Source organism: Methylocella sp. (assembly GCF_041905455.1).
In the GTDB taxonomy this organism is placed as follows: Bacteria; Pseudomonadota; Alphaproteobacteria; order Rhizobiales; family Beijerinckiaceae; genus Methylocapsa.
The window spans coordinates 222,206-240,300 of the sequence record NZ_JAYRLA010000001.1 but is presented as its reverse complement, the minus strand read 5'-3'; the positions used below and the strand labels follow the sequence as shown (position 1 = coordinate 240,300).

The following is an 18,095-nucleotide window of genomic DNA, read 5'->3' as shown; positions in this document are numbered from 1 at the left end:
CAGTCCTATCGCAGGCCGCCGGACGCCAGCAGCGTCTCGCCGGTGACCCAGCGGGCGTCGTCGGAGACGAGGAACAGCGCCACGTCGGCGACCTCCGACGGCTGGCCGACGCGGCCGAGCGGCGTCTGGGCCACCGCTCCCGTCTCGAACTCCGAGCCGATGACGCCGGCCGTGTGCGTCCCCTCGGTCTCGACGACGCCGGGATTGAGCGCGTTGACCCTGATCCCGCGCGGCCCGAGCTCCTTCGAGAGCACATGCGTCACGGCGTCGACCGCCGCCTTGGTGGCCGTGTAGATCGTCGATTGCGGCGGCTCAAGCTCGGTGATCGCCGAGCTGACGTTGAGGACGACGCCGCCGTCGCCGAACTGCGCCGCCGCCGCCTTGGTCGCCAGGATCAGGCCGAACACATTGATGTCGAACTGGCGGCGAAGCTCCGCTTCCTCGACCTCTTCGAGCGGAGCGAATTTATAGACTCCGGCGTTGTTGACGAGAATGTCGACCTTGCCGAAAGCCGCCTTGGCCTGCGCGAAAATCTTCTCGACGTCCGCCGCCTTGCCGACGTCGCCCTGCGCGGCGACCGCCCTGCCGCCCTTCGCCTTGATGTCGGCGACGACGCGCTCGGCGCCCTCGCGGCTCGACGCGTAATTGACCACGACCGCCGCGCCTTCCTCGGCGAAGCGCCGCGCGATCGCGGCCCCGATCCCTTTGGAGGCGCCTGTGACCAGCGCCGTTTTTCCAGCGAGCCTGCCCATTATAAATGCTCCAGATCGTTTTATATTTTTGCAACTATCGAATGATAGCCGTCCAGATCTGGGACGGCGCGAACGAAGTTCAATAGCCCCCACAGGATTCAGCCGGCGGTCAGCCGATCGTCAAGGGCCGTCGTCTTGAGCAGCGCGAAGACCCGCGCGCCGGGCTTGAGGCCCAATTCGTCGACGGCCTTGCGGGTCACCAGCGCGGCGAGCTCCTCGCCGCCGTCGAGCGCGACGCTGGCGAGAGCGAGCGGACCCTTGACGTCGATCGCCTTGACCGAACCTGTCAGCATGTTGCGCGGGCTGACGCCGACGAGTTCGGCGTTGGACAGCACCACGTCGTTGGCGCGCACGACGACGCGCAGCCTGCGGCCTGGCGGCCCGGCGGCGGCCGTCGTCCAGATCACGCCGGACGAATGCTTCAGGGCGACGAGGCCATAGGCCTCGTCGACGTCGCTCACCACGACGTCGAGGGCGCTCGACTGCTCGAAGCGGTCGTCGAGCGCCTGCGTCCCGCCGCCGAACACGGCGTTGGGCTCGCCGATCGACCTGACCCTGCCGGCCTGCAGCACGACGACGCGGTCGGCGAGCCGCACGACCTCCTCGACCGCGTGCGAGACATAGACCATCGGAATCCTGAAGTCGTCGCGGATGCGTTCGATGAGCGGCATGATCTCGAGCTTGCGCGCCATGTCGAGCGCGGCGAGCGGCTCGTCGAACAGGAGAAGCCGCGGGCAGGACAGCAGCGCGCGGCCGATGCCGACGCGCTGGCGCTCGCCGCCCGAAAGCCGCCCCGGGCGTCTCTGCAGCAGCTTGCCGAGGCCGAGCGTCTCGACCACGGCGTCGAAGTCGATCTCGCGCTCGCGCCTTGGCGCGAACCAGCGTCCGAACAGCAGGTTGCGCCGCACGCTGAGGTGCGGGAACAGGTTCGCCTCCTGGAACACCACGCCGATGCGGCGCCTGTGCGGGGGAACGAAGATCCCTTTTTCGACGTCGACGAGCGGCTCGCCGTCGAGCCGGATGAAGCCCTGCTGCGGCTTCATGAGGCCGGCGATCATCGAAAGGGTCAGCGATTTGCCGCAGCCCGACGGGCCGAACAGGGCGGTGATCCCCGCCCCCTCGTCGAAGGCGACGTCGAGCCTGAACGCGCCGAGATCGAGCTTCACGTCGACGTCGAGCATGGGCTCAGTCGATCATGCCGACGCGCCGCTCGGCGTAGCGCTGGACGACTTCCGACGCCATCAGCGCGAGGAGGGCGATGGCGACGGCGATGGCGGTGAGGCGCATCGCGCCGGCGTCGCCGCCCGGAACCTGCGTCAGCGTGTAGATCGCCGCCGAGATGGTCTGCGTCTCGCCGGGTATGTTGGAGACGAAGGTGATCGTCGCGCCGAACTCGCCGAGCGCGCGGGCGAAGCCGAGGATGCAGCCGACGATGATCCCGGGCGTCGCCAGCGGCAGCGAGATCAGGGCGAAGGTCCACGCCCTGCTCGCGCCGAGCGTGCCGGAGGCGAGCTCGAGCCTGCGGTCGATGCTCTCGAAGGAGAGGCGCATCGCGCGCACCATCAGGGGGAAGCCCATGACCGCGCAGGCGAGCGCCGCGCCCGTCCAGCGGAACGAGAACACGATCCCGACGCTGGCGAGAAAGGGTCCGAAGACGCCGCGCCGCCCGAACAGGATGAGCAGGATGAAGCCGGTGACCACCGGCGGCATGACGAGCGGCAGATGAACGAGGCCGTTGAACAGTGTCTTGCCGGGAAACTTCCAGCGCGCGAGGGCGTAGGCGGTGAGAATGGCGAACGGCAGGCTCGCCACAGTCGCGACCACGCCGATGCGCAGAGACAGCATGATCGCCGTCAGCTCATTGTCGGTGAGGTCGAGCATGGCGCCTCCCGGCGGACGCGCGGCGGCCGTGCGGCGCGCCGGCCGGCGATCATTTCGCGAGGATCGAGAAGCCCTGGTCGACGAGGATCTTCGTCGCCGCCTGCGAGGACAGGAAGGCGATGAAATTCGCCGCCTCGGGATTCTTCGAGCCTTCGATCACGGCCGCCGGATAGACGATGGGGCTGTGCGTGGCGGCGGGAAAGACGCCGACGACGCGCACCTTCGGCTCCGATTTGGCGTCGGTCGCGTAGACGATCCCGAAAGGCGCCTCGCCGCGGGCGACGAGGGTGAGCGCGGCGCGGATATTGTCCGCCTGGGCGAGCTTCGGCTCGACCTTGTCGAACACGCCGAGCGAGGTCAGCGCCTCCTTGGCGTAGACGCCGCCGGGACAGGAGGCGATGGTGCAGACGGCGATCTTGCCGCCGGGGCCCGCGGCGCCGGCGAGATCGAAGCCCTTTTCGATCTTGAGCGCGACGTTGTGGTCGGCCGGCTCGATCAGCACGAGCTCATTGCCGAGGATGCTGCGCCGCGTGCCGGGCTTCAGGAGCCTGGCGGCGTCGAGATAGTCCATCCATTTGAGGTCGGCGGAGATGAACACGTCGGCCGGCGCGCCCTGCTCGATCTGCTTGGCGAGCGTCGCCGAGGAGCCGTAGACGATGGCCGGCGCCGGCTCTCCCTTGGCCGTCCAGGCGGCGGCGATGGCGTCGAGCGCGGTCTTCATGCTGGCGGCCGCGAAGATGTTGAGCGCGGGCGCCTGCGCTCCGGCCGGCGCGAGCCCTGCGCAGAGGAGCGCCACACCAGCCGCAAGCGCGAGGACGGCGCGACGCGTGATCCCGGCCATTCGAGACTCCTTGAAAATCGAGGATGCGAGAAAATCGGACGAGCGGCCGGCGAAGGCGCGCCGACGTCGCTGACGTATTTCATGAAACACAGCTTTGAGGCAAGAGCCGCGAACGCCGCAATATCGCTTGCGCCGCCCGACGCCGCTCGCCGTCATGATCCAGCTGGGTCATGGCCGGCGCGGCGCGGCGCGCTACGCTCAGTCTTCGGCGGCCGAAGTCGGAAGGAGCGGGCGAATGAAAGGCATGCGGGACGACGCAGCGCCGGGACGCGCGTTCGAGGCGGTCAGGGTCGAAGGCGCCGGCGTCTTCGCGGCGGACGCCGGCTTCGCCTATCGCGTCGTCGACGCGCCGGGCGGGCGGCGTCAGGAACGGCGGGCGCGCCCGCGCCGCCGCACGCGGCTGCGCTCGGGCAAGCTGCTCGACGCCGGCAACGGCTTTCTCGCCGACTGCCTGATCTACGACGAGTCGGAGCTCGGGGCCCGCGTGCGGGTCCTCGCCGCCCCGCCCAGGGCCTGCGCCTACCGGCTCTATCAGGATCGGCCGGAGCGGCTGGTCGAGGCGAGGCTCGCATGGCGCTCGGACCGTGAGCTCGGGCTCGCCTTCCCGCCGCCGGCCGCGCCGCTGCGGATCGGCGCGCTCGACCTGACGGCGCTGCGCGAAGGGCGCTACGCGGTCAGGGACTGAACGTTCATTCGTCCTCGAGGATCACGCCGCGCTCCGTCTCGACGCGCCAGCGGCCGTTGCGGTTCTCGACGGCGAGCACCGCCCCGGCGCCGGGCAGCTCCGCGCCGGGGCGCACGTCAAAGCGGCCTTTCGGACCTTCCGCGACAAGCCCCGTCCCGGCGGCGTGGCGCAGCACATAGGCCTTCGCGCCCAGGGCTCGCGGCGCGATCGAGCCGGTCGCGTCGGGATCGACTCCGGCCGCCCGCGCGTCCCGCGCCGCCGGCCCGCCGATCGGCTGCGCGAAAATCATCAGATGCTCGATCCCGCCGAAGGTCGGGCGGCTGTTGTCGCGCGACATCATGGCTCCGGCGAAGAGCGTCGAGGCCGCCGCCGCCGCGACGCCCGCCGCGGCGAGCGCCCGGTCGAGCCTCGCGCCGGCGACGCGCGCCCGCGCGGCGGACGTCTGCGTCCGCGCGGGAAGGAAGGCGCGCCCTTCATGGCTCATGCTACGTCTCCTGAAGCGAGAGGACCGCCCGGCGCCCGCGCCGCGCGGCGGCCGGACGAAGTCACGCGATGAATTCCTGCGCGTCCTTGAGCGAAGGAAAAAGGCGCCGGCCGAGCATCGTGTCGACCTCGACGCTGCCGTCGGCGAATTGCACATAGGCGCGGTCCTTCACCCAGCCGCGCTCGAGCACGCGGCGCGTCGGGCCTTGCGGCGCGGGCGCTTTCTGGCGCGCCACGCCGCGCCCCGGCCCGCCCGAGGCAGGCCCGGACGCAGCGCCGCCGCGGCCCTGCTGAGCGCGCAGCGCGACCGTCTCGAAGAATTTGTTCAGCGCGCCGAACCCGGTCTGCAGCGCGCCGATGACGGCGATGCCGAGCCCGCAGACGATCAGGCTCTGCGCGACCGCCGAGAAGTCGATCGTCGCGCGCGCCGCCGCCAAATCCGCGGCGCCGCCGCCAAGATGCGGCGCCGAGAACAGCAGCGCCCATCCTGCGGCGACGATCATGAAGCCGACCCATGTCAGTCGTTCAAACGCCATTTCACACGCTCCCCGAGCCTGGGCCGGACGCCTTTTCACGCGGAGAGGCTCCGCCGGCGCCGGTCGACGTCAATGCGGCATGTCCGCCTTCGGGACGTAGGTGAACTGCTCGACCAGTATGTCGCGCACCACCTCTGCCCCGAGCCTGTGGTTCACTTTCTCCCGCAGCGTCTGCGTCAGCGCGGCGAGGTCATATTTTTCGAGACGGGAGAAATCGATCTTGTCGACGTAGAGCTTGCGGAAGGCCTCGTCGGTGATGAAGGCGTCCGGCGGCGTCGACAGCGCCTTCAGCGCCTCGCCGTCGACCACGTAGACGAATTGCGCGACGACATAGCCGGCGACCGCGCCGTCGGCGATGATCGGAACGCTCACCGCCTCGGTCTTGTGGCGCTGCAGATGCTCGGGCGCCGCGGCCTTCGTCTCGTGCGCGCCGAACCGCCATGTCGCGCCGGCGTAGGTCGACGCCAGCGCGACGACGATCATCCATGCGCAGCTGGCGAACGTCCTGATCATCCGGCCGCGCCTTTGCGCGCGCGCGGGGCGGCGTAGGTGCCGTCGGATTCATGCTCGTCGATCGCCCGCGCGATAATCGCGGCGACCTGGCGCACCGCCTGCAGCAGCGTGTCGGCGGCGGAAAGGTTGCGCGCCAGCGCCTCGCGCAGCCGCGCCAGGGCCGGCCGCGCCTCGTCGTCGAACTGCGCGCGGCCGCGAACGAGCGCCAGCGCGCGGCTGAGCTCGAGAAGCCCGACGTTCTTGGCGCGGTTGAAGTCGCCGATCCGGCTCAGGTCGTTGCGCTGAAGCGCGCGCGTCTCGTCGTCGACGACGCCTTCGAGCCGCTCGAGCGCGCGAAAGAACGGCTCCGCAGCGCTCAGTCCGCCGGCCGTCTCAACCTGCGCGGCCTCGCCGCCATCGCGCCCTTCCGTCATTTTTCAGCCCTCCTTGCCGCCGCCGGCCGCCGCGCGGCCCTGCGCCGCGAGCCGCGCGCCAGCCTGCCGCGCGATCACAAGGTCGATCGATCCGCCAAGCTGATGCGCGAGCTGGTCGGCGAGCATCGAACGCCAGGCGTCGCCCGCCGCGCCCGCGCCGAACGCGGCCTCGCCGCGCGGCAGCATGGTCTCGACGACGCTCTTCAAAAAGAATTCCTCGAGCCCCTTCGCCGCTTTCGTCGCCGCGGACTGCGGCTCCGCCGCCGCCCGCGCATGGACCGGCCAGGAGAAGTTCGGCGCGGGGCGCGGCGCGACGCTCGCGGCGAGGCTCCGCGCGAAGCTTTCACTGGCCCCGGCCGCGGCCTGTGGGCGGCGCAGCCGCTCCGCCGCGGCCATCGCCGCACGGGGGTCGGCCGCCTGCGCGACGTCCATCAGAATGTCAGACGGCGGCGCGATCGACATGAGGCTCTCCGCTATTGCGCTGCTGCTCTGCGCTCACACTGACCCGCCAGCCTTGCCGGGGCCTTGTTCCCTCGGCTGGAGCGCCGCCTCGATAGCCTCCATAAGCAGGGCCGCCTCCTCGCCCCGCGCCGCGGCGCTGGCGGCGGCGCCGACACGACGCTCGGCCTGGCGCAGCCGGCCCTTCTCCGCGTCGCGCCGCTCTTGCGACTGGACGAGGCGCGCCCTCGCCTCGGCGAGCTCGCGTTCAAGCCCTTCGAGCCGGCGCATCGTCGCCGAAGCGAAGAAATCGGCGTAGCCGTCGGGCGCCGCGAGAAAGGCGAGGAGCGCCGCCCGGCGCTCCTCGAGCGCGGCGAGCCTTTCGCGCGCCTGCGCGAGACGCCACGCCGCAAGGCGCTCGAGGTCGCCCGCGACGGCGCAGATGCGCCGCGCCTTGCGCAGCCTCTCCTTCATGGGCGCGTCCCCGCCCCGTTCATCCGGCGACGAGCCAGCCGGAGAAGCCGGCGATGAACGCTTCGACCATCCGCGCGCCGGCGAGATAGAGCAGGAACAGGCCGCCTCCGGCGACCATCGGCGCGGTGACGAAATAGATCGGGATCTGCGGCGCGAAGCGGGCGGCGAGGCCGACGGCGAGGTTGACCACCAGCGTATAGACGATGAAGGGGCTGGCGACGCGAAGGCCCAGCATGAACGCCTGCGCGAAGGCCGTCCCGACCTCGACGAGGCCGACGCGCGGGTCGAAGCGCCCCGTGACCGGCCAGGCGGCGTAGGAGTCGACGAGGCCGCGCAGCACCTCCCAGTGCAGGTCGGCGACGAAGAACAGCGCCAGCGCCGCCGCCGAGATCAGCGAGGCGACGGCCGGCGCCTGCTCATGCGCGTCGGCGACCGGCGTCAGCGGGCTCGTCAGGCCGATCGCCATGGCGACGACCTCGCCGGCGAGGTCGAGCGCGGCGAAGAAGATGCGGCCGAGGAAGCCGATCAGCGCGCCGGTCATGGTCTCGGCGACGATGATCGCGGCCATCGCCGCCCCCGGCGCCGCGTTGAGCGTCGGCGCGATCTTCGGCAGGAGCAGCGGCGTCAGCCCGAGCGAGACGGCGAAGGCGACGAACAGGCGCACCCGCGCCGCGATCCGCGCGCTCGAGACGCCGGGCATGATCATCAGGCAGGCGCCGACGCGGCAGAACACGACGAAGGCCGCGAGCGCGGCGTCGTTCAGCGCCGCGCTCAAGAAATCGCGCCGAGAGACTTGACGCTGACGCCGCGGGCGATCTCGAGATGCGAGAGCACCGGCAAAGTGGCGAACAGGCGCTCGACCACCATGCGCACGTAGGGGCGCGCCTCGGGCGCGGCGACGAGGACGAAATGGTCGCCCGCGTCCATGCGCTCGCGGATCGCCGCGCTCGCCTGCCTGCCGAACTCCTCGACCATCGCAGGGTCGAGATCGAACTCGACCACCTCGCCCTTGGCGTCGCGCTTGAGGCTCTGGTGAAAGGCGAGATCCCAGCGCGCGCCGAGCCGCAGCACCTTCAGCGCGCCGCCCTCGGCGAGGTCGCCGCAGATCTGCGGGGCCATCCGCATGCGCACATGCTCGGCGACCTGCTCGGCGCGCCTCGCGTGCGGCGCAATCTCCGCCACCGCCTCGAGGATGAGGTGCAGGTTGCGGATCGAGACGCGCTCGGCGAGCAGCAGCTTCAGCACCGCCTGCAGGCCGGAATAGGAAATCTGCGAAGGGCAGATGTCGTCGATCAGGCGCTTGTAGTCAGGCCCCAGCCGGTCGATGAGCGCGCGCATGTCCTTGTAGGACAGAAGCTGCGGGAGATTGTTGCGGATCGTCTCGCTGAGATGGGTGAGCAGCGCCGAGGCGTTGTCGATCGGGTTGAAGCCGTCGCGCTTCAACTCGCTGGCGAAGGCCTGCGAGATCCACAGCGCCGGCATGCCGAAGGCGGGCTCGCGGCAGTCCTCGCCCGGAACGTTGGGCCGACGGCCCTCGGCGGTCAGCACGAGGAAGTCGCCGACGCGCAGCTCATGGGCGGCGACGACAGCCCCGTGGATGCGGATCTCATAGCCCTTGGTCGGGATCGACAGGCTGTCCGAGAGCTTGATCTCGGGGATCACGAAGCCGTACTGGCGCGCGAACTTGCGGCGCATCTTGGCGACGCGCGCGGCGAGCTCGTTGTGCGAGGCGACGAGGCGCGCCGAGAGCTGCTTGCCAAGGCACAGCTCGACCTCGGGCGAGCGCATCGACTCCTTCAGCGAATCCTTCGCCTCGAGCGCGGCCTGACGCTCCTCCTCGGCCTTCCTGGCCTCCTCCGCCTCGCGGCCGCGCGCGACGCGCTTCGGCGCCTCGACGGCGACGAAGGCGAGGACGCCGCCAAGGACGGCGAAGGGAAAGAACGGCAGCCCCGGCGCGAGCGCCATGCCGAACATCAGCGCGGAGGCGACGATCAGCGCGCGCGGATATTTGACGAGCTGGCTCAGCACCGCCGCCTCGGCCGCGCCGCGCACGCCGCCCTTGGAGACGAGCAGCGCCGCCGACAGCGAGATGATGAGCGCCGGAATCTGCGACACGAGGCCGTCGCCGACGGAGAGCTTGGCGAAGACGTCGGCCGCCTGGCCGAGCGGCATGCCGTGGCGCGTCGCGCCGATGACGATCCCGCCGAAGATGTTCACGGCGAGGATCACGAGGCCGGCCACGGCGTCGCCGCGCACGAATTTCGAGGCGCCGTCCATCGAGCCGAAGAAGGAGCTCTCCTCCTCGAGCTCGCGCCGGCGGCGCTGCGCCTCCTTGTCGTCGATGAGGCCCGCCGACAGGTCGGCGTCGATCGCCATCTGCTTGCCGGGAATGGCGTCGAGCGTGAAGCGCGCGCCGACCTCGGCGATGCGCGTCGCGCCCTTGGTGATGACGACGAAATTGACCGTGACGAGGATGGCGAAGACGATGAGCCCGATGACGAAGTCGCCGCTCATCACGAGGCGCGAGAAGCCGCCGATGATGTAGCCGGCCGCCGTCAACCCGTCGCTCCCGTGCGAGAGGATGAGCCGCGTCGTCGCGATGTTGAGCGCGAGGCGCAGAAGCGTCGCGACCAGCAGCACGGTGGGAAAGGCCGAGAAGTCGAGCGGACGCTCGATCCACAGCGCGACCATCAGGATCAGCACCGAGAGCGCGATCGAGAAGGCGAGGCCGAGATCGATCAGGATCGCCGGAACCGGCAGGAAGAAGATCGACAGGATGGCGACGACGCCGACCGCGAAGGCGACGTCGCGCACGCTCTTGCGTTCGGCCCCGCCCGACGCGGCCAAAGCGATGTCCGACATTCCGGGCGCCCTCCCTGAACTGCGCCGGCAGGCTCGCCGACGAGCCTTGCGCGGGCGGCGCCCGGGCGATCAGCGCTCCGCGTCTTTCGCCGCGGGGTCGGGCCCGCGCGCGGCGTAGCGCCGCGCCAGCAGCGCGCAGGCGAACAACTGGATCTGGTGGAACAGCATCAGGGGCAGCACGAACAGGCCGAGCGCGCGGCCCGGAAACAGGATGCTGGCCATCGGCACGCCGTTCGCCATGCTCTTCTTGGAGCCGCAGAAGACGATGGCGATCTCGTCCTTCTTCGGGAAGCCGAGCCGGCGCGCGAGAAAGGTCGAGACGAGGAGCGCGGCCGCGAGGACGGCGAAGTCGAGGCCGGCGACGAGGGCGAGCGCGCTCCAGGTCAGATGCGTCCACGCCCCGGCCGCCGTCCCCTCCGAAAAGGCGACGTAGACGATGAGCAGGATCGAGCCGCGGTCGACGAAGGAGACGAGCGTCTTGCGGCGATGCAGCGCCGCGCCGATCAGCGGACGGACACATTGCCCGAGCGCGAAAGGCAGCACAAGCTGCAGCGCGACGTCCTCGATCGCCGCAAGGCTCATGCCGCCGCCCCGCGTCGCCATCAGCAGCGCGACCAGCGCCGGGCTCAACACCACGCCGAGGATGTTGGAGGCCGAGGCCGAGCACAGCGCGGCCGGCACGTTGCCGCGCGCGATCGAGGTGAAGGCGATCGACGACTGCACCGTCGAGGGCATCAGCGTCATGTAGAGAAGGCCCTGCGCGAGGTCCGGCGGCAGCGGCCCGGCGCCGGCCCGGCTCGCGAGCAGGCCGAGGATCGGGAGAATGGCGAAGGTGAGGGCGAACACCAGCGCCTGCAGCCGCCAGTGCGTCAGGCCCTCGAGCAGCGTCTTCGGCGCGAGCCGCGCGCCATAGAGGAAGAACAGCAGCGAGACGGCGAAGAAGGTGGCGTGGCTCATGAGCGAGGCGAAGGCGCCTTGCGCCGGCAGGAAGAGGCCGAGCGCGACGCTCGCGAGGAGGCCGAGGAGAAAGGGGTCGATCCCGAATTGGCGGAGACGGCGCAGAACTGTCATCGCGGGCCTTGACGCAATCGGCGCGCCTGCGCGCCGGCCGGCGGGTTCTAGCGCAGCCCGCGCGCGCTCGAAAGGGCGCGTCGGCTCAGCGGCGCGCCGCGATGCTCGAGGTGAGGTCCCAGTCGGCAGGCGAGCCTTCCGGCGCGCGGCGCGCGGCGGGGGCCGGCGTCGAGACCGTGGCCGCCGGCTTCTGCGCCCGCGCCGCGACGCTCGGGATCGCCGCCGGCGGGCGCATCGCCGACCGGAAATATTCGTCCGGGATGCGCGCGAGCGGCGCGGGACCCGGCCCCGCCTGGACGACGTCGTTCCTTGTCGCCGGGTCGGTCGCCTCTTTGGCGACGTCGACCTCCTCGTCGATCTCCGGCGGCTCGGGCAACCCGTCGGGCGCGGGCGGCGGGGCGGCGCGCGGAACGGGGGAGAAATTCGGCGCGGCCGGAGCGCTCGGCGTCAGGAAAGGCTTGCAGATGCGCCGCGGCCCGGTCGACGTCCCGCCATGCATGGCGAGGTCGACGTGAATATGGTTGTAGTGGAAGACGTTGGCGCCCGGCCCGAGCACCGTCGTGAAATAGGAGCAGGCGCCCATATGCACTTCCTGCAGGAAGGCGCGGGTCTGCTCGTCGCCGCGGGTCCAGTCGCGCACGATCCTGACCTCGCGCCCGTCCGACAGCCGGAAGCCGGCGACGTCGAGCGCGTTGCCGAAGGCGTGCTCCGATGTGTGGCCCGAACCATAGGCCGCGCCGTTCATCGCCCGGCACGAATAGGCGCCCATGCCGATGATCTCGACGACCCGCGCGCCAAAGCGCGCCGAGGCCGTCGGCTGCACGACCTCGGCGACCCAGCGGTTGAGCGTCGCGACCATCGGGCAGTCGAGCGTATAGGGAGCGCTGAAAGCCACCTGCCCGTCGCTGAGGGCGTAGACCTTGAGCGGCCGCGTCAACCCGCAGATTCCCGGCCCGTCGATCTCGCGCGTCGGCTGGATATAGGCGGAGAGCGCGAAGGGGCGTTGCGCGAAGCAGGCGGCCTCCGCCTGCGCGCGCCACGGCGGACGGCGCGGACGCTCGTAGTTCGAGCAGCCGGCGAGCAGGCCAAGCAGCGCCGCCAGCGCGGCGAAGGGCAGGAGGCGACGCGCCATCGCGGCAGGTTGGGCGCGCCGGCTTAATTTGCGCTAAAGGAGCAGGGTTAACGAAACCGCCCGCGGCGGAGAAAGGGCTTCGCTATGGCGCGGATCGAGGCGGCGCCCGGCGTCTTCATCGAGGAGGAGGAGGCGCGCTTCTCCTACGCGCGAGCCTCGGGGCCGGGCGGCCAGAACGTCAACAAGGTCGAGACGGCGGCATGGCTGCGCTTCGACGCTGCGAATTCGACCTCGCTCGACGAGCGCGTGAAGCGCCGTCTTCTCGCCCTCGCCGGGACGCGGGCGACCAAGGAGGGCGAGATCGTCATCTTCGCGCAGAATTTTCGCACGCAGGAGATGAACCGCAAGGACGCGCTGGCGCGGCTTCTGGCGCTGATCGAGGCGGCGGCGCATCGGCCGAAGTTCCGCGTCAAGACGCGGCCCTCGCTCGCCGCGAAGAAGCGTCGCGCCGACGAGAAGACGGCGCGCGGCGCCGTCAAGAAGCTGCGCCGCGCGCCGCAGGACTGAGAGCGCGCCGTCAGGCGCATCCTGTCCACTTCCGCACGAAGTCTCCGACCTCCGCGAGCGCACGCCGCGCGACGGCGACCTGCGGATAGAATAGCGTGAAGGCGTGGATCATGTCCGGCCAGATCTCGAGCGTCACGCGCACGTCCGCCGCGCCGGCCGCCGCCGCGAAGCTCATGGAATCGTCGAGCATGGTTTCGGCCGTTCCGACGAAGATCAGCAGCGGCGGCAGGCCGGCGAGCTTCGCGCGCACAGGCGAGGCCAGCGGATTGTCCGGATCGGCGCCCTGGAGATAGGCCGCCGCAAGCTCGTCGAGATAGCGTTTCGAGATCAGCGGATCGACGGCCGCTTTGCTCGCCATCGTCGCGCCGCTCTGGGCGAGGTCCGTCCACGGCGAGCTCAGCCATGCGCAGGCGGGCGAGGGATCGCCCGCGTCGCGCAGCGCGCAGAGCGCGGCGACCGCAAGGCCCCCGCCGGCGCTTTCGCCGCAAAGCGCGACGCGGCGTGGGTCGACGCCCTGTTTCAGGAGGAACCGATAGGCCGTGAGCGCGTCTTCGAGCGCGGCCGGAAAGGGATGTTCGGGGGCGAGCCGATAATCGACGGCGAGCGTGCGCGCGCCGGAGAGACGCCCGGCTTCGGCGACGAGATGGCGATGGCTTGCGAGCGAGCCGGCCATATAGCCGCCGCCATGCAGGAACATCAGCACGCGGGCGGGGTCCGAGCTTGGCGCGAGCGTCCACTCCGCGCGAACGCCATCGGCGCTGACGGGCTCGACCCTTATATCGGGGGCGAGCTCATACTGACCGCCGATGGCGTCGAGCCGGGCGCGACGCTCGGCCGGGCCTTTGGGCCGCGGCTTTGCGGCGAGTTGCGCGCGAACCGCCTCAATGTCTGGATCCGCCATGGCCCGCTCCATCTCGGCGGCGTCGCCAAACGTTCGCCGGCCGCCAGTCTATGCCGTCCGCGGGACGCAAAAAAGGGCGCCTTGCGAGCGCCCTTGATTTGTCTGTCACAAGCCTCGCGGCTCAATTCGAGCTGCGTCGCCCAGCCAGCCTCACGCCGCCCTGTTGCGGCGCTCCTGCATGAAGCGCTCGAACTCCTCGCGGTCGCGGGCGCGGCGCAGGTTCTCCATATAGTCCACGAACTCGCGCTCGGCGGCGACGAGCTTGCGGCGCTCCTCCTCGAGCCTTGCGAGCTCGCCGTCGCGCCAGTCGTCGAAGGCGCGGTTGCCGCTCGAGCTCATCGCGCCCCAGCCGCTCCCGAACGAGGACCAGCGGAAGTTCGCGGCGGTCTCCCATTTCTCGCGGCCGAAGGAGAACAGGTCGCCCTGATAGCCGCTGCGGCGCTGCCAGAACTTGAAGCCGATCACGGCGAGGCCGAGTGGCCAGTACAGCATGAAGCCGAAGACGGCGGCGGCGATCTCCAGCGGCTTCCAGCCCCAGCTGCAGCTTTGCGTCGCGGCCCGCGCGCCGGGGCGGGAAAATCCCGGATCGTAGGGTCTGCCCATGTCAGGGTTCATCACAAGGCTCCTCGTCGCCGGGCGCGAGGAAAGCTGCGCGCTCAATGACCGGGACTTGGCGAATATGTAATGAAGCGAGCGCCTGCGTCGAGGCGAGGTTACCAAAGTTTAATCTTGCCGCGCCGGGGCCGCCGGCCGGCTCTTTTTCAGAAGCGCGAGCAGCGCGCGGTGGATGGAGTCGTTGCCGGCGCAGACCGAGCAGGTCGAGAGCGGATCGGCCGCGCCGTCGGCGTCGGTGACGAAGCCGCCCGCCTCGCGGATCATGACGATCCCGGCGGCGACGTCCCACGCCTTGAGGCCGCGCTCCCAGAAGCCGTCGTAGCTGCCCTCGGCGACGTGGCAGAGGTCGAGCGCGGCGGAGCCGAGGCGGCGGATGGCGCCGGCCGCCCGCATGACCGTCGAGAACTCCTCGATGAAGCGCGCGTGCTCGGCGCTCTTGCCGATGTGCGGCACGCCGCAGCCGATCAGCGCCTCGGAGACGTCGCGGCGCGCGGCGACGCGCAGACGGCGGTTGTTGTGATAGGCCCCCTGCCCCTTTTCGGCGACGTACATGTCCTCCGTCGCCGGATTGTAGACGAGCCCGGCGACGATCTGCCCCTCGCGCACGAGGCCGATCGAGATCGAGAACAGCGGCAGGCCGTGCAGGAAATTGGTGGTGCCGTCGAGCGGATCGATGATCCAGGTGTGGCTCTTGTCCGAGCCCTCGACCTCGCCGCTCTCCTCCATCAGGAAGCCGTAGCCGGGCCGCGCCCGCGACAGCTCCTCGAAGATGACCTTTTCGGCCTTCTTGTCGGCGGCCGAGACGAAATCGCCCGGCCCCTTGACCGAGACCTGCAGGTTCTCGACCTCGCCGAAGTCGCGCTTGAGGCCGCGCCCGGCCTTGATGGCGGCGGCGGTCATGACGGTCATAAGGGCGGAGCGGATCACGCTTCGGCCCTGCGCAGGTAGGAGACCTCGTTGGTGTCGACGACGATCTTTTCGCCCGCGCCGATGAACGGGGGCACCAGCACGCGCAGCCCGTTCTCGAGCACGGCGGGCTTGTAGGAGGAGGCGGCCGTCTGGCCCTTCACCACCGGATCGGCCTCGACGATCTCGAGCGTCACCTGCTGCGGCAGGCGGATCGAGATCGGCCGCGCCTCGTGCATCTGCAGCGTGACCTTCATGCCGTCCTGCAGGAACGCCGCGCGCTCGCCGACGAAATCCCTGGGCAGCTCGATCTGGTCGTAGGTGTCGAGGTCCATGAACACGAGGTTCCCGCCCTCGGCGTAGAGGAAGGAGAAGTCCTTGAACTCGAGCTCGACGGCGTCGACCGTCTCGTCGGCGCGGAAGCGCTCGTTGAGCTTGCGGCCGTCTACGAGGTTCTTCAGCTCGACCTGATTGAACGCGCCGCCCTTGCCCGGCTTGACGCTGTTGGTCTTGACCGCGACCCACAGGCCGCCGTCATGGCTGATGACGGCGCCGGGCGCGATCTGGTTTCCGTTGAGCTTTGGCATTTGTGGGGTCCGGGCGGCCGACGAGATTGGATGCGGCGCGAATTTCGGGCGGTGTGCCCTGTCGCGGCTCGAAGGTCAACCTGGAAGCGCCGGCGCGCCGTCAGCGATGTGCATATATTCGGCGCAAGATACACATTGGCTGCGACATGCGCACGAATATCGACATCGACGAAGAGCTGCTCGCCGAAGCGATGAGCGCGACCGGGCTTTCGACCAAAAAGGCCACGGTCGAGGAAGCCTTACGGACGCTCGTTCGGCAAAAGCGTCAGCGCCGCGCCATCGCTGACATGATCGGGCTTGGCTGGGAGGGCGATCTCGACGCGTCGCGACGGGGCCGGTCGGGCGATCAGGGTTCTTGATCGTCGTCGACAGCTCGGTGTGGATCGCCAATCTGCGCGATCTCGATACCGGCGCTGTGCGCCTGCTGCGATCGATCGCCGATCCCGACGATATATTGGTTGGCGACCTGATCCTGCTCGAAGTGCTGCAAGGCGCGCGCAGCGAGGCCCACGCCGCGCGGATCGAAGCCGCCCTGCGCCAGTTTCACGTCGAACCGATGCTCGACGACGCGCTCGCCGCGCAAGCCGCGCGTGATGACCGGCTGTTGCGCGCCGAAGGCATGACCCTCGGCAAGACGATCAATCTGATCATCGGGTCATTTTGCGTCGCCCGCGGCCATGCGCTGCTCCACGACGACCGCGACTTCGCGTTGATGGCGAAGCATCTCGGGCGGCGGACGCTAGGCGCCTGACCCATGCGCTTTACGGGCGTCGGCGCATGGCCCGGCGACTGACGCCGCGCATCGGCGCGACACGATCGAAGGCTCCGCAGCGGAATGATGACAAACGCGCCCTTCTTACAGATGCCCCTCTCGATTTAGAGCGGCCATCTTACGCGAATTTCCAAGTGAATATCTCGACGTAAGCGTCGATAAGGTTTTACAGGACGCAAACAGCGGAATTCCAGCGGCGAGGAAAGCCAAGAAACTATTATTCGACAACAGATTCCGCAAATAACCACGCCTTTTTGGAGGACCGCGCATGTCGTCAGCCATATTCGACACGATGAAAGCCTTGGACGCCGCTCGCTTGCATTATTTCATCATGCGCAACCGGCCGGACTCGCTCACTTTGTCGGTGACGTTCGTCGGAGAGAGGGTCGAGATCGACATTTTCGAGGACGACCACCTCGAAATCTCGCGCTTTCGCGGCGATGAATCGGTCGAAGGCGGCGCTGAGCTTCTGCCGGAAATTCTGCGTGGCGGGCGATAGCGCGCCCTCGCGCCCGCTCCTAAACCCGCATCGGCATCAGCACATAAAGCGCGCTCGCGCCGTCGCGGTCCTGGGCCAGCGTCGGCGAGCCGGGGTCGGCGAGCTTGAACAGCGCCGTGTCGCTGTCGAGCTGCTCAAGAATGTCGAGCAGGTAGCGGGCGTTGAAGCCGATGTCGAGCGGGGCGGCGTCATAGTCGACGTCGAGCTCCTCCTGCGCCGAGCCCGAATCCGGGTTCGTCACGGACAGCGTCAGCTTGCCGTCGGCGATGGCGAGCTTCACCGCGCGGCCGCGCTCGGAGGAAATGGTCGAGACGCGGTCGACGGCCGCGGCGAAGGGGATGCGCTCGACGACGAGCCGCTTGTCGTTGTTCGCCGGAATGACCCGCATGTAGTCGGGAAAGGTGCCGTCGATCAGCTTCGAGGTCAGCACCACGTCGCCGAAGCTGAGGCGGATCTTGGTGGTCGAGAGTTCGACCCGAACCTCGCCCTCGAGCCCCTCGACGAGCTTCTGCGCTTCGGCCACCGCCTTGCGCGGCGCGATCACGCCGGGCATCCCTTCCGCGCCCTTCGGGCAGGCGATTTCTACGCGCGCCAGCCGGTGGCCGTCCGTCGCCACCGCGCGCAACGTGCGCTGGCCGTCGGCCTCCATCGAATGCAGGAAGACGCCGTTGAGGTAATAGCGCGTCTCCTCGGTGGAGATCGCGAATTGCGTCTTGTCGATCAGCTTCTTGAGGTCGGCGGGCGCGAGCGCGAAGGAATGGGTGAACTCTCCGGCGGCGAGGTCGGGAAAGTCGCCGTCGGGCAGGGTCTGCAGCGTGAAGCGCGAGCGCCCCGAGCGCAGCTGCAGCTGGCCCGCCTCGCCCAGCGTCTCGAGCGAGACCTGCGCGCCGTCGGGCAGCTTGCGCACGATGTCGTAGAGCGTATGGGCGGGCAGCGTCGTCGCGCCCGGCGCGCCGACCTCCGCCGGCTGGCGCTCGGTGACCTCGATGTCGAGGTCGGTCGCCTTGAGCACCAGCGCGCCCTCGCCCGCCCGCAAGAGCACGTTGGAGAGGATCGGGATGGTGTTGCGCCGCTCGACCACGCGATGCACGTGGCCGAGCGATTTGAGCAGGGCCGCTCGCTCGAGGGTGACTTTCATGGCGCGTGCGTGTCCTCTTGAATCATGCGCGGCCGGCCGCAGCGCCGCGAGCGGGGGCGCGACTTTGACGCGGCGCGGCGAATTGCGCA

The 18,095-nt window shown here is 69.7% G+C and carries 24 protein-coding genes; 5 read left to right on the top strand and 19 right to left on the bottom strand.

The annotated features are described in order from the left end of the window. Nucleotides 1–5: 5 nt before the first annotated feature. The 4 genes from ACE3OG_RS01130 to modA all read right to left on the bottom strand — a co-directional run bounded on the left by ACE3OG_RS01130 (nucleotide 6) and on the right by modA (nucleotide 3,474). Entirely contained in the window at nucleotides 6–752 is a 747-nt protein-coding gene (locus tag ACE3OG_RS01130; RefSeq protein WP_374305247.1) for an SDR family NAD(P)-dependent oxidoreductase, read from the bottom strand. 98 nt (nucleotides 753–850) lie between these two features. Then, nucleotides 851–1,933: a molybdenum ABC transporter ATP-binding protein gene (gene modC / locus ACE3OG_RS01125; protein ID WP_374305245.1), complete on the bottom strand. Its 1,083-nt coding sequence runs from the start codon at nucleotides 1,931–1,933 to the stop codon at nucleotides 851–853. Nucleotides 1,934–1,937: 4 nt separating this feature from the next. Then, on the bottom strand, nucleotides 1,938–2,633 hold the full coding sequence (gene modB / locus ACE3OG_RS01120) for a molybdate ABC transporter permease subunit (protein ID WP_374305243.1): 696 nt from the start codon (nucleotides 2,631–2,633) through the stop codon (nucleotides 1,938–1,940). A 49-nt stretch (nucleotides 2,634–2,682) separates the two neighbouring features. Beyond that, nucleotides 2,683–3,474: a molybdate ABC transporter substrate-binding protein gene (gene modA, locus ACE3OG_RS01115; RefSeq protein ID WP_374305241.1), complete on the bottom strand. Its 792-nt coding sequence runs from the start codon at nucleotides 3,472–3,474 to the stop codon at nucleotides 2,683–2,685. Between the two features lie 235 nt (nucleotides 3,475–3,709). Here modA and ACE3OG_RS01110 point away from each other — a divergent pair, with 235 nt between their 5' ends. Beyond that, entirely contained in the window at nucleotides 3,710–4,159 is a 450-nt protein-coding gene (locus ACE3OG_RS01110; protein ID WP_374305239.1) for a hypothetical protein, read from the top strand. Nucleotides 4,160–4,163: 4 nt separating this feature from the next. Here the strand turns inward: ACE3OG_RS01110 and ACE3OG_RS01105 are convergent, their stop codons facing one another. The 10 genes from ACE3OG_RS01105 to ACE3OG_RS01060 all read right to left on the bottom strand — a co-directional run bounded on the left by ACE3OG_RS01105 (nucleotide 4,164) and on the right by ACE3OG_RS01060 (nucleotide 12,081). After that, nucleotides 4,164–4,643 (bottom strand): hypothetical protein, encoded by a 480-nt coding sequence (locus ACE3OG_RS01105; RefSeq protein WP_374305237.1) that lies wholly within the window; start codon nucleotides 4,641–4,643, stop codon nucleotides 4,164–4,166. Nucleotides 4,644–4,704: 61 nt separating this feature from the next. Next, the gene (locus ACE3OG_RS01100) at nucleotides 4,705–5,178 is read right to left on the bottom strand and encodes a hypothetical protein (RefSeq protein WP_374305235.1); all 474 of its coding nucleotides are present in this window, start codon (nucleotides 5,176–5,178) and stop codon (nucleotides 4,705–4,707) included. 69 nt (nucleotides 5,179–5,247) lie between these two features. Then, entirely contained in the window at nucleotides 5,248–5,691 is a 444-nt protein-coding gene (locus ACE3OG_RS01095; RefSeq protein WP_374305233.1) for a hypothetical protein, read from the bottom strand. After that, nucleotides 5,688–6,104, bottom strand: coding sequence for a hypothetical protein (locus tag ACE3OG_RS01090; protein WP_374305232.1), 417 nt, complete (start codon nucleotides 6,102–6,104; stop codon nucleotides 5,688–5,690). The genes ACE3OG_RS01095 and ACE3OG_RS01090 overlap by 4 nt, the downstream gene beginning before the upstream one ends. Before the next feature lie 3 nt (nucleotides 6,105–6,107). Continuing rightward, entirely contained in the window at nucleotides 6,108–6,566 is a 459-nt protein-coding gene (locus tag ACE3OG_RS01085) for a flagellar biosynthesis protein FlgJ (protein ID WP_374305230.1), read from the bottom strand. A 33-nt stretch (nucleotides 6,567–6,599) separates the two neighbouring features. Then, complete coding sequence (locus ACE3OG_RS01080) at nucleotides 6,600–7,016, bottom strand: hypothetical protein (RefSeq protein ID WP_374305228.1); 417 nt, start codon at nucleotides 7,014–7,016, stop codon at nucleotides 6,600–6,602. Between the two features lie 19 nt (nucleotides 7,017–7,035). Then, complete coding sequence (locus ACE3OG_RS01075) at nucleotides 7,036–7,791, bottom strand: flagellar biosynthetic protein FliR (protein WP_374305226.1); 756 nt, start codon at nucleotides 7,789–7,791, stop codon at nucleotides 7,036–7,038. After that, on the bottom strand, nucleotides 7,788–9,878 hold the full coding sequence (gene flhA, locus ACE3OG_RS01070; protein ID WP_374305224.1) for a flagellar biosynthesis protein FlhA: 2,091 nt from the start codon (nucleotides 9,876–9,878) through the stop codon (nucleotides 7,788–7,790). The genes ACE3OG_RS01075 and flhA overlap by 4 nt, the downstream gene beginning before the upstream one ends. A 69-nt stretch (nucleotides 9,879–9,947) precedes the next feature. After that, on the bottom strand, nucleotides 9,948–10,949 hold the full coding sequence (locus tag ACE3OG_RS01065; protein ID WP_374305222.1) for a bile acid:sodium symporter family protein: 1,002 nt from the start codon (nucleotides 10,947–10,949) through the stop codon (nucleotides 9,948–9,950). Between the two features lie 85 nt (nucleotides 10,950–11,034). Further along, nucleotides 11,035–12,081 (bottom strand): extensin family protein, encoded by a 1,047-nt coding sequence (locus ACE3OG_RS01060; RefSeq protein ID WP_374305220.1) that lies wholly within the window; start codon nucleotides 12,079–12,081, stop codon nucleotides 11,035–11,037. Nucleotides 12,082–12,165: 84 nt separating this feature from the next. On the opposite strand from ACE3OG_RS01060, the gene arfB reads away from it, so the two are divergent. Continuing rightward, nucleotides 12,166–12,588 carry an alternative ribosome rescue aminoacyl-tRNA hydrolase ArfB gene (gene arfB, locus ACE3OG_RS01055; protein WP_374305218.1) on the top strand — a complete coding sequence of 141 codons (423 nt, stop codon included), beginning with the start codon at nucleotides 12,166–12,168 and terminating at the stop codon, nucleotides 12,586–12,588. A gap of 10 nt (nucleotides 12,589–12,598) precedes the next feature. Here the strand turns inward: arfB and ACE3OG_RS01050 are convergent, their stop codons facing one another. The 4 genes from ACE3OG_RS01050 to efp form a co-directional block, all read right to left on the bottom strand. Continuing rightward, nucleotides 12,599–13,489, bottom strand: a complete 891-nt coding sequence (locus ACE3OG_RS01050; protein WP_374305216.1) for an alpha/beta hydrolase — start codon at nucleotides 13,487–13,489, stop codon at nucleotides 12,599–12,601. 150 nt (nucleotides 13,490–13,639) lie between these two features. Continuing rightward, a complete protein-coding gene (locus ACE3OG_RS01045) occupies nucleotides 13,640–14,092 on the bottom strand; it encodes a DUF2852 domain-containing protein (RefSeq protein ID WP_374305214.1) in 453 nt (150 codons plus the stop codon). Nucleotides 14,093–14,212: 120 nt separating this feature from the next. Next, on the bottom strand, nucleotides 14,213–15,031 hold the full coding sequence (locus ACE3OG_RS01040; RefSeq protein WP_374305212.1) for an inositol monophosphatase: 819 nt from the start codon (nucleotides 15,029–15,031) through the stop codon (nucleotides 14,213–14,215). Continuing rightward, nucleotides 15,028–15,597: an elongation factor P gene (efp, locus tag ACE3OG_RS01035; protein WP_374305210.1), complete on the bottom strand. Its 570-nt coding sequence runs from the start codon at nucleotides 15,595–15,597 to the stop codon at nucleotides 15,028–15,030. Before efp ends, ACE3OG_RS01040 begins: the two co-directional genes overlap by 4 nt. 146 nt (nucleotides 15,598–15,743) lie before the next feature. Here efp and ACE3OG_RS01030 point away from each other — a divergent pair, with 146 nt between their 5' ends. The 3 genes from ACE3OG_RS01030 (at nucleotide 15,744) to ACE3OG_RS01020 (ending at nucleotide 16,868) form a co-directional block, all read left to right on the top strand. Then, the gene (locus ACE3OG_RS01030; protein ID WP_374305208.1) at nucleotides 15,744–15,956 is read left to right on the top strand and encodes a type II toxin-antitoxin system VapB family antitoxin; all 213 of its coding nucleotides are present in this window, start codon (nucleotides 15,744–15,746) and stop codon (nucleotides 15,954–15,956) included. Beyond that, nucleotides 15,953–16,348: a PIN domain-containing protein gene (locus ACE3OG_RS01025; protein ID WP_374305206.1), complete on the top strand. Its 396-nt coding sequence runs from the start codon at nucleotides 15,953–15,955 to the stop codon at nucleotides 16,346–16,348. Before ACE3OG_RS01030 ends, ACE3OG_RS01025 begins: the two co-directional genes overlap by 4 nt. A 313-nt stretch (nucleotides 16,349–16,661) precedes the next feature. Continuing rightward, on the top strand, nucleotides 16,662–16,868 hold the full coding sequence (locus ACE3OG_RS01020) for a hypothetical protein (protein WP_374305645.1): 207 nt from the start codon (nucleotides 16,662–16,664) through the stop codon (nucleotides 16,866–16,868). A 19-nt stretch (nucleotides 16,869–16,887) separates the two neighbouring features. Here ACE3OG_RS01020 and dnaN read toward each other — a convergent pair whose 3' ends face one another. Then, the gene (dnaN, locus tag ACE3OG_RS01015) at nucleotides 16,888–18,006 is read right to left on the bottom strand and encodes a DNA polymerase III subunit beta (protein ID WP_374305204.1); all 1,119 of its coding nucleotides are present in this window, start codon (nucleotides 18,004–18,006) and stop codon (nucleotides 16,888–16,890) included. Nucleotides 18,007–18,095 lie beyond the last annotated feature (89 nt).

Excerpts from the sequence above, each read along its gene's own strand:
- ACE3OG_RS01100 (WP_374305235.1), bottom strand. The coding sequence starts at position 5,178 with ATGGCGTTTGAACGACTGACATGGGTCGGCTTCATGATCGTCGCCGCA.
- ACE3OG_RS01130 (WP_374305247.1), bottom strand. The coding sequence starts at position 752 with ATGGGCAGGCTCGCTGGAAAAACGGCGCTGGTCACAGGCGCCTCCAAA.
- ACE3OG_RS01030 (WP_374305208.1), top strand. The coding sequence starts at position 15,744 with ATGCGCACGAATATCGACATCGACGAAGAGCTGCTCGCCGAAGCGATG.
- modC (WP_374305245.1), bottom strand. The coding sequence starts at position 1,933 with ATGCTCGACGTCGACGTGAAGCTCGATCTCGGCGCGTTCAGGCTCGAC.
- efp (WP_374305210.1), bottom strand. The coding sequence starts at position 15,597 with ATGCCAAAGCTCAACGGAAACCAGATCGCGCCCGGCGCCGTCATCAGC.
- ACE3OG_RS01045 (WP_374305214.1), bottom strand. The coding sequence starts at position 14,092 with ATGGGCAGACCCTACGATCCGGGATTTTCCCGCCCCGGCGCGCGGGCC.
- ACE3OG_RS01105 (WP_374305237.1), bottom strand. The coding sequence starts at position 4,643 with ATGAGCCATGAAGGGCGCGCCTTCCTTCCCGCGCGGACGCAGACGTCC.
- ACE3OG_RS01060 (WP_374305220.1), bottom strand. The coding sequence starts at position 12,081 with ATGGCGCGTCGCCTCCTGCCCTTCGCCGCGCTGGCGGCGCTGCTTGGC.
- ACE3OG_RS01080 (WP_374305228.1), bottom strand. The coding sequence starts at position 7,016 with ATGAAGGAGAGGCTGCGCAAGGCGCGGCGCATCTGCGCCGTCGCGGGC.
- ACE3OG_RS01110 (WP_374305239.1), top strand. The coding sequence starts at position 3,710 with ATGAAAGGCATGCGGGACGACGCAGCGCCGGGACGCGCGTTCGAGGCG.
- ACE3OG_RS01085 (WP_374305230.1), bottom strand. The coding sequence starts at position 6,566 with ATGTCGATCGCGCCGCCGTCTGACATTCTGATGGACGTCGCGCAGGCG.
- flhA (WP_374305224.1), bottom strand. The coding sequence starts at position 9,878 with ATGTCGGACATCGCTTTGGCCGCGTCGGGCGGGGCCGAACGCAAGAGC.
- arfB (WP_374305218.1), top strand. The coding sequence starts at position 12,166 with ATGGCGCGGATCGAGGCGGCGCCCGGCGTCTTCATCGAGGAGGAGGAG.
- ACE3OG_RS01065 (WP_374305222.1), bottom strand. The coding sequence starts at position 10,949 with ATGACAGTTCTGCGCCGTCTCCGCCAATTCGGGATCGACCCCTTTCTC.
- ACE3OG_RS01020 (WP_374305645.1), top strand. The coding sequence starts at position 16,662 with ATGAAAGCCTTGGACGCCGCTCGCTTGCATTATTTCATCATGCGCAAC.
- modB (WP_374305243.1), bottom strand. The coding sequence starts at position 2,633 with ATGCTCGACCTCACCGACAATGAGCTGACGGCGATCATGCTGTCTCTG.
- dnaN (WP_374305204.1), bottom strand. The coding sequence starts at position 18,006 with ATGAAAGTCACCCTCGAGCGAGCGGCCCTGCTCAAATCGCTCGGCCAC.
- ACE3OG_RS01090 (WP_374305232.1), bottom strand. The coding sequence starts at position 6,104 with ATGACGGAAGGGCGCGATGGCGGCGAGGCCGCGCAGGTTGAGACGGCC.
- ACE3OG_RS01095 (WP_374305233.1), bottom strand. The coding sequence starts at position 5,691 with ATGATCAGGACGTTCGCCAGCTGCGCATGGATGATCGTCGTCGCGCTG.
- modA (WP_374305241.1), bottom strand. The coding sequence starts at position 3,474 with ATGGCCGGGATCACGCGTCGCGCCGTCCTCGCGCTTGCGGCTGGTGTG.
- ACE3OG_RS01050 (WP_374305216.1), bottom strand. The coding sequence starts at position 13,489 with ATGGCGGATCCAGACATTGAGGCGGTTCGCGCGCAACTCGCCGCAAAG.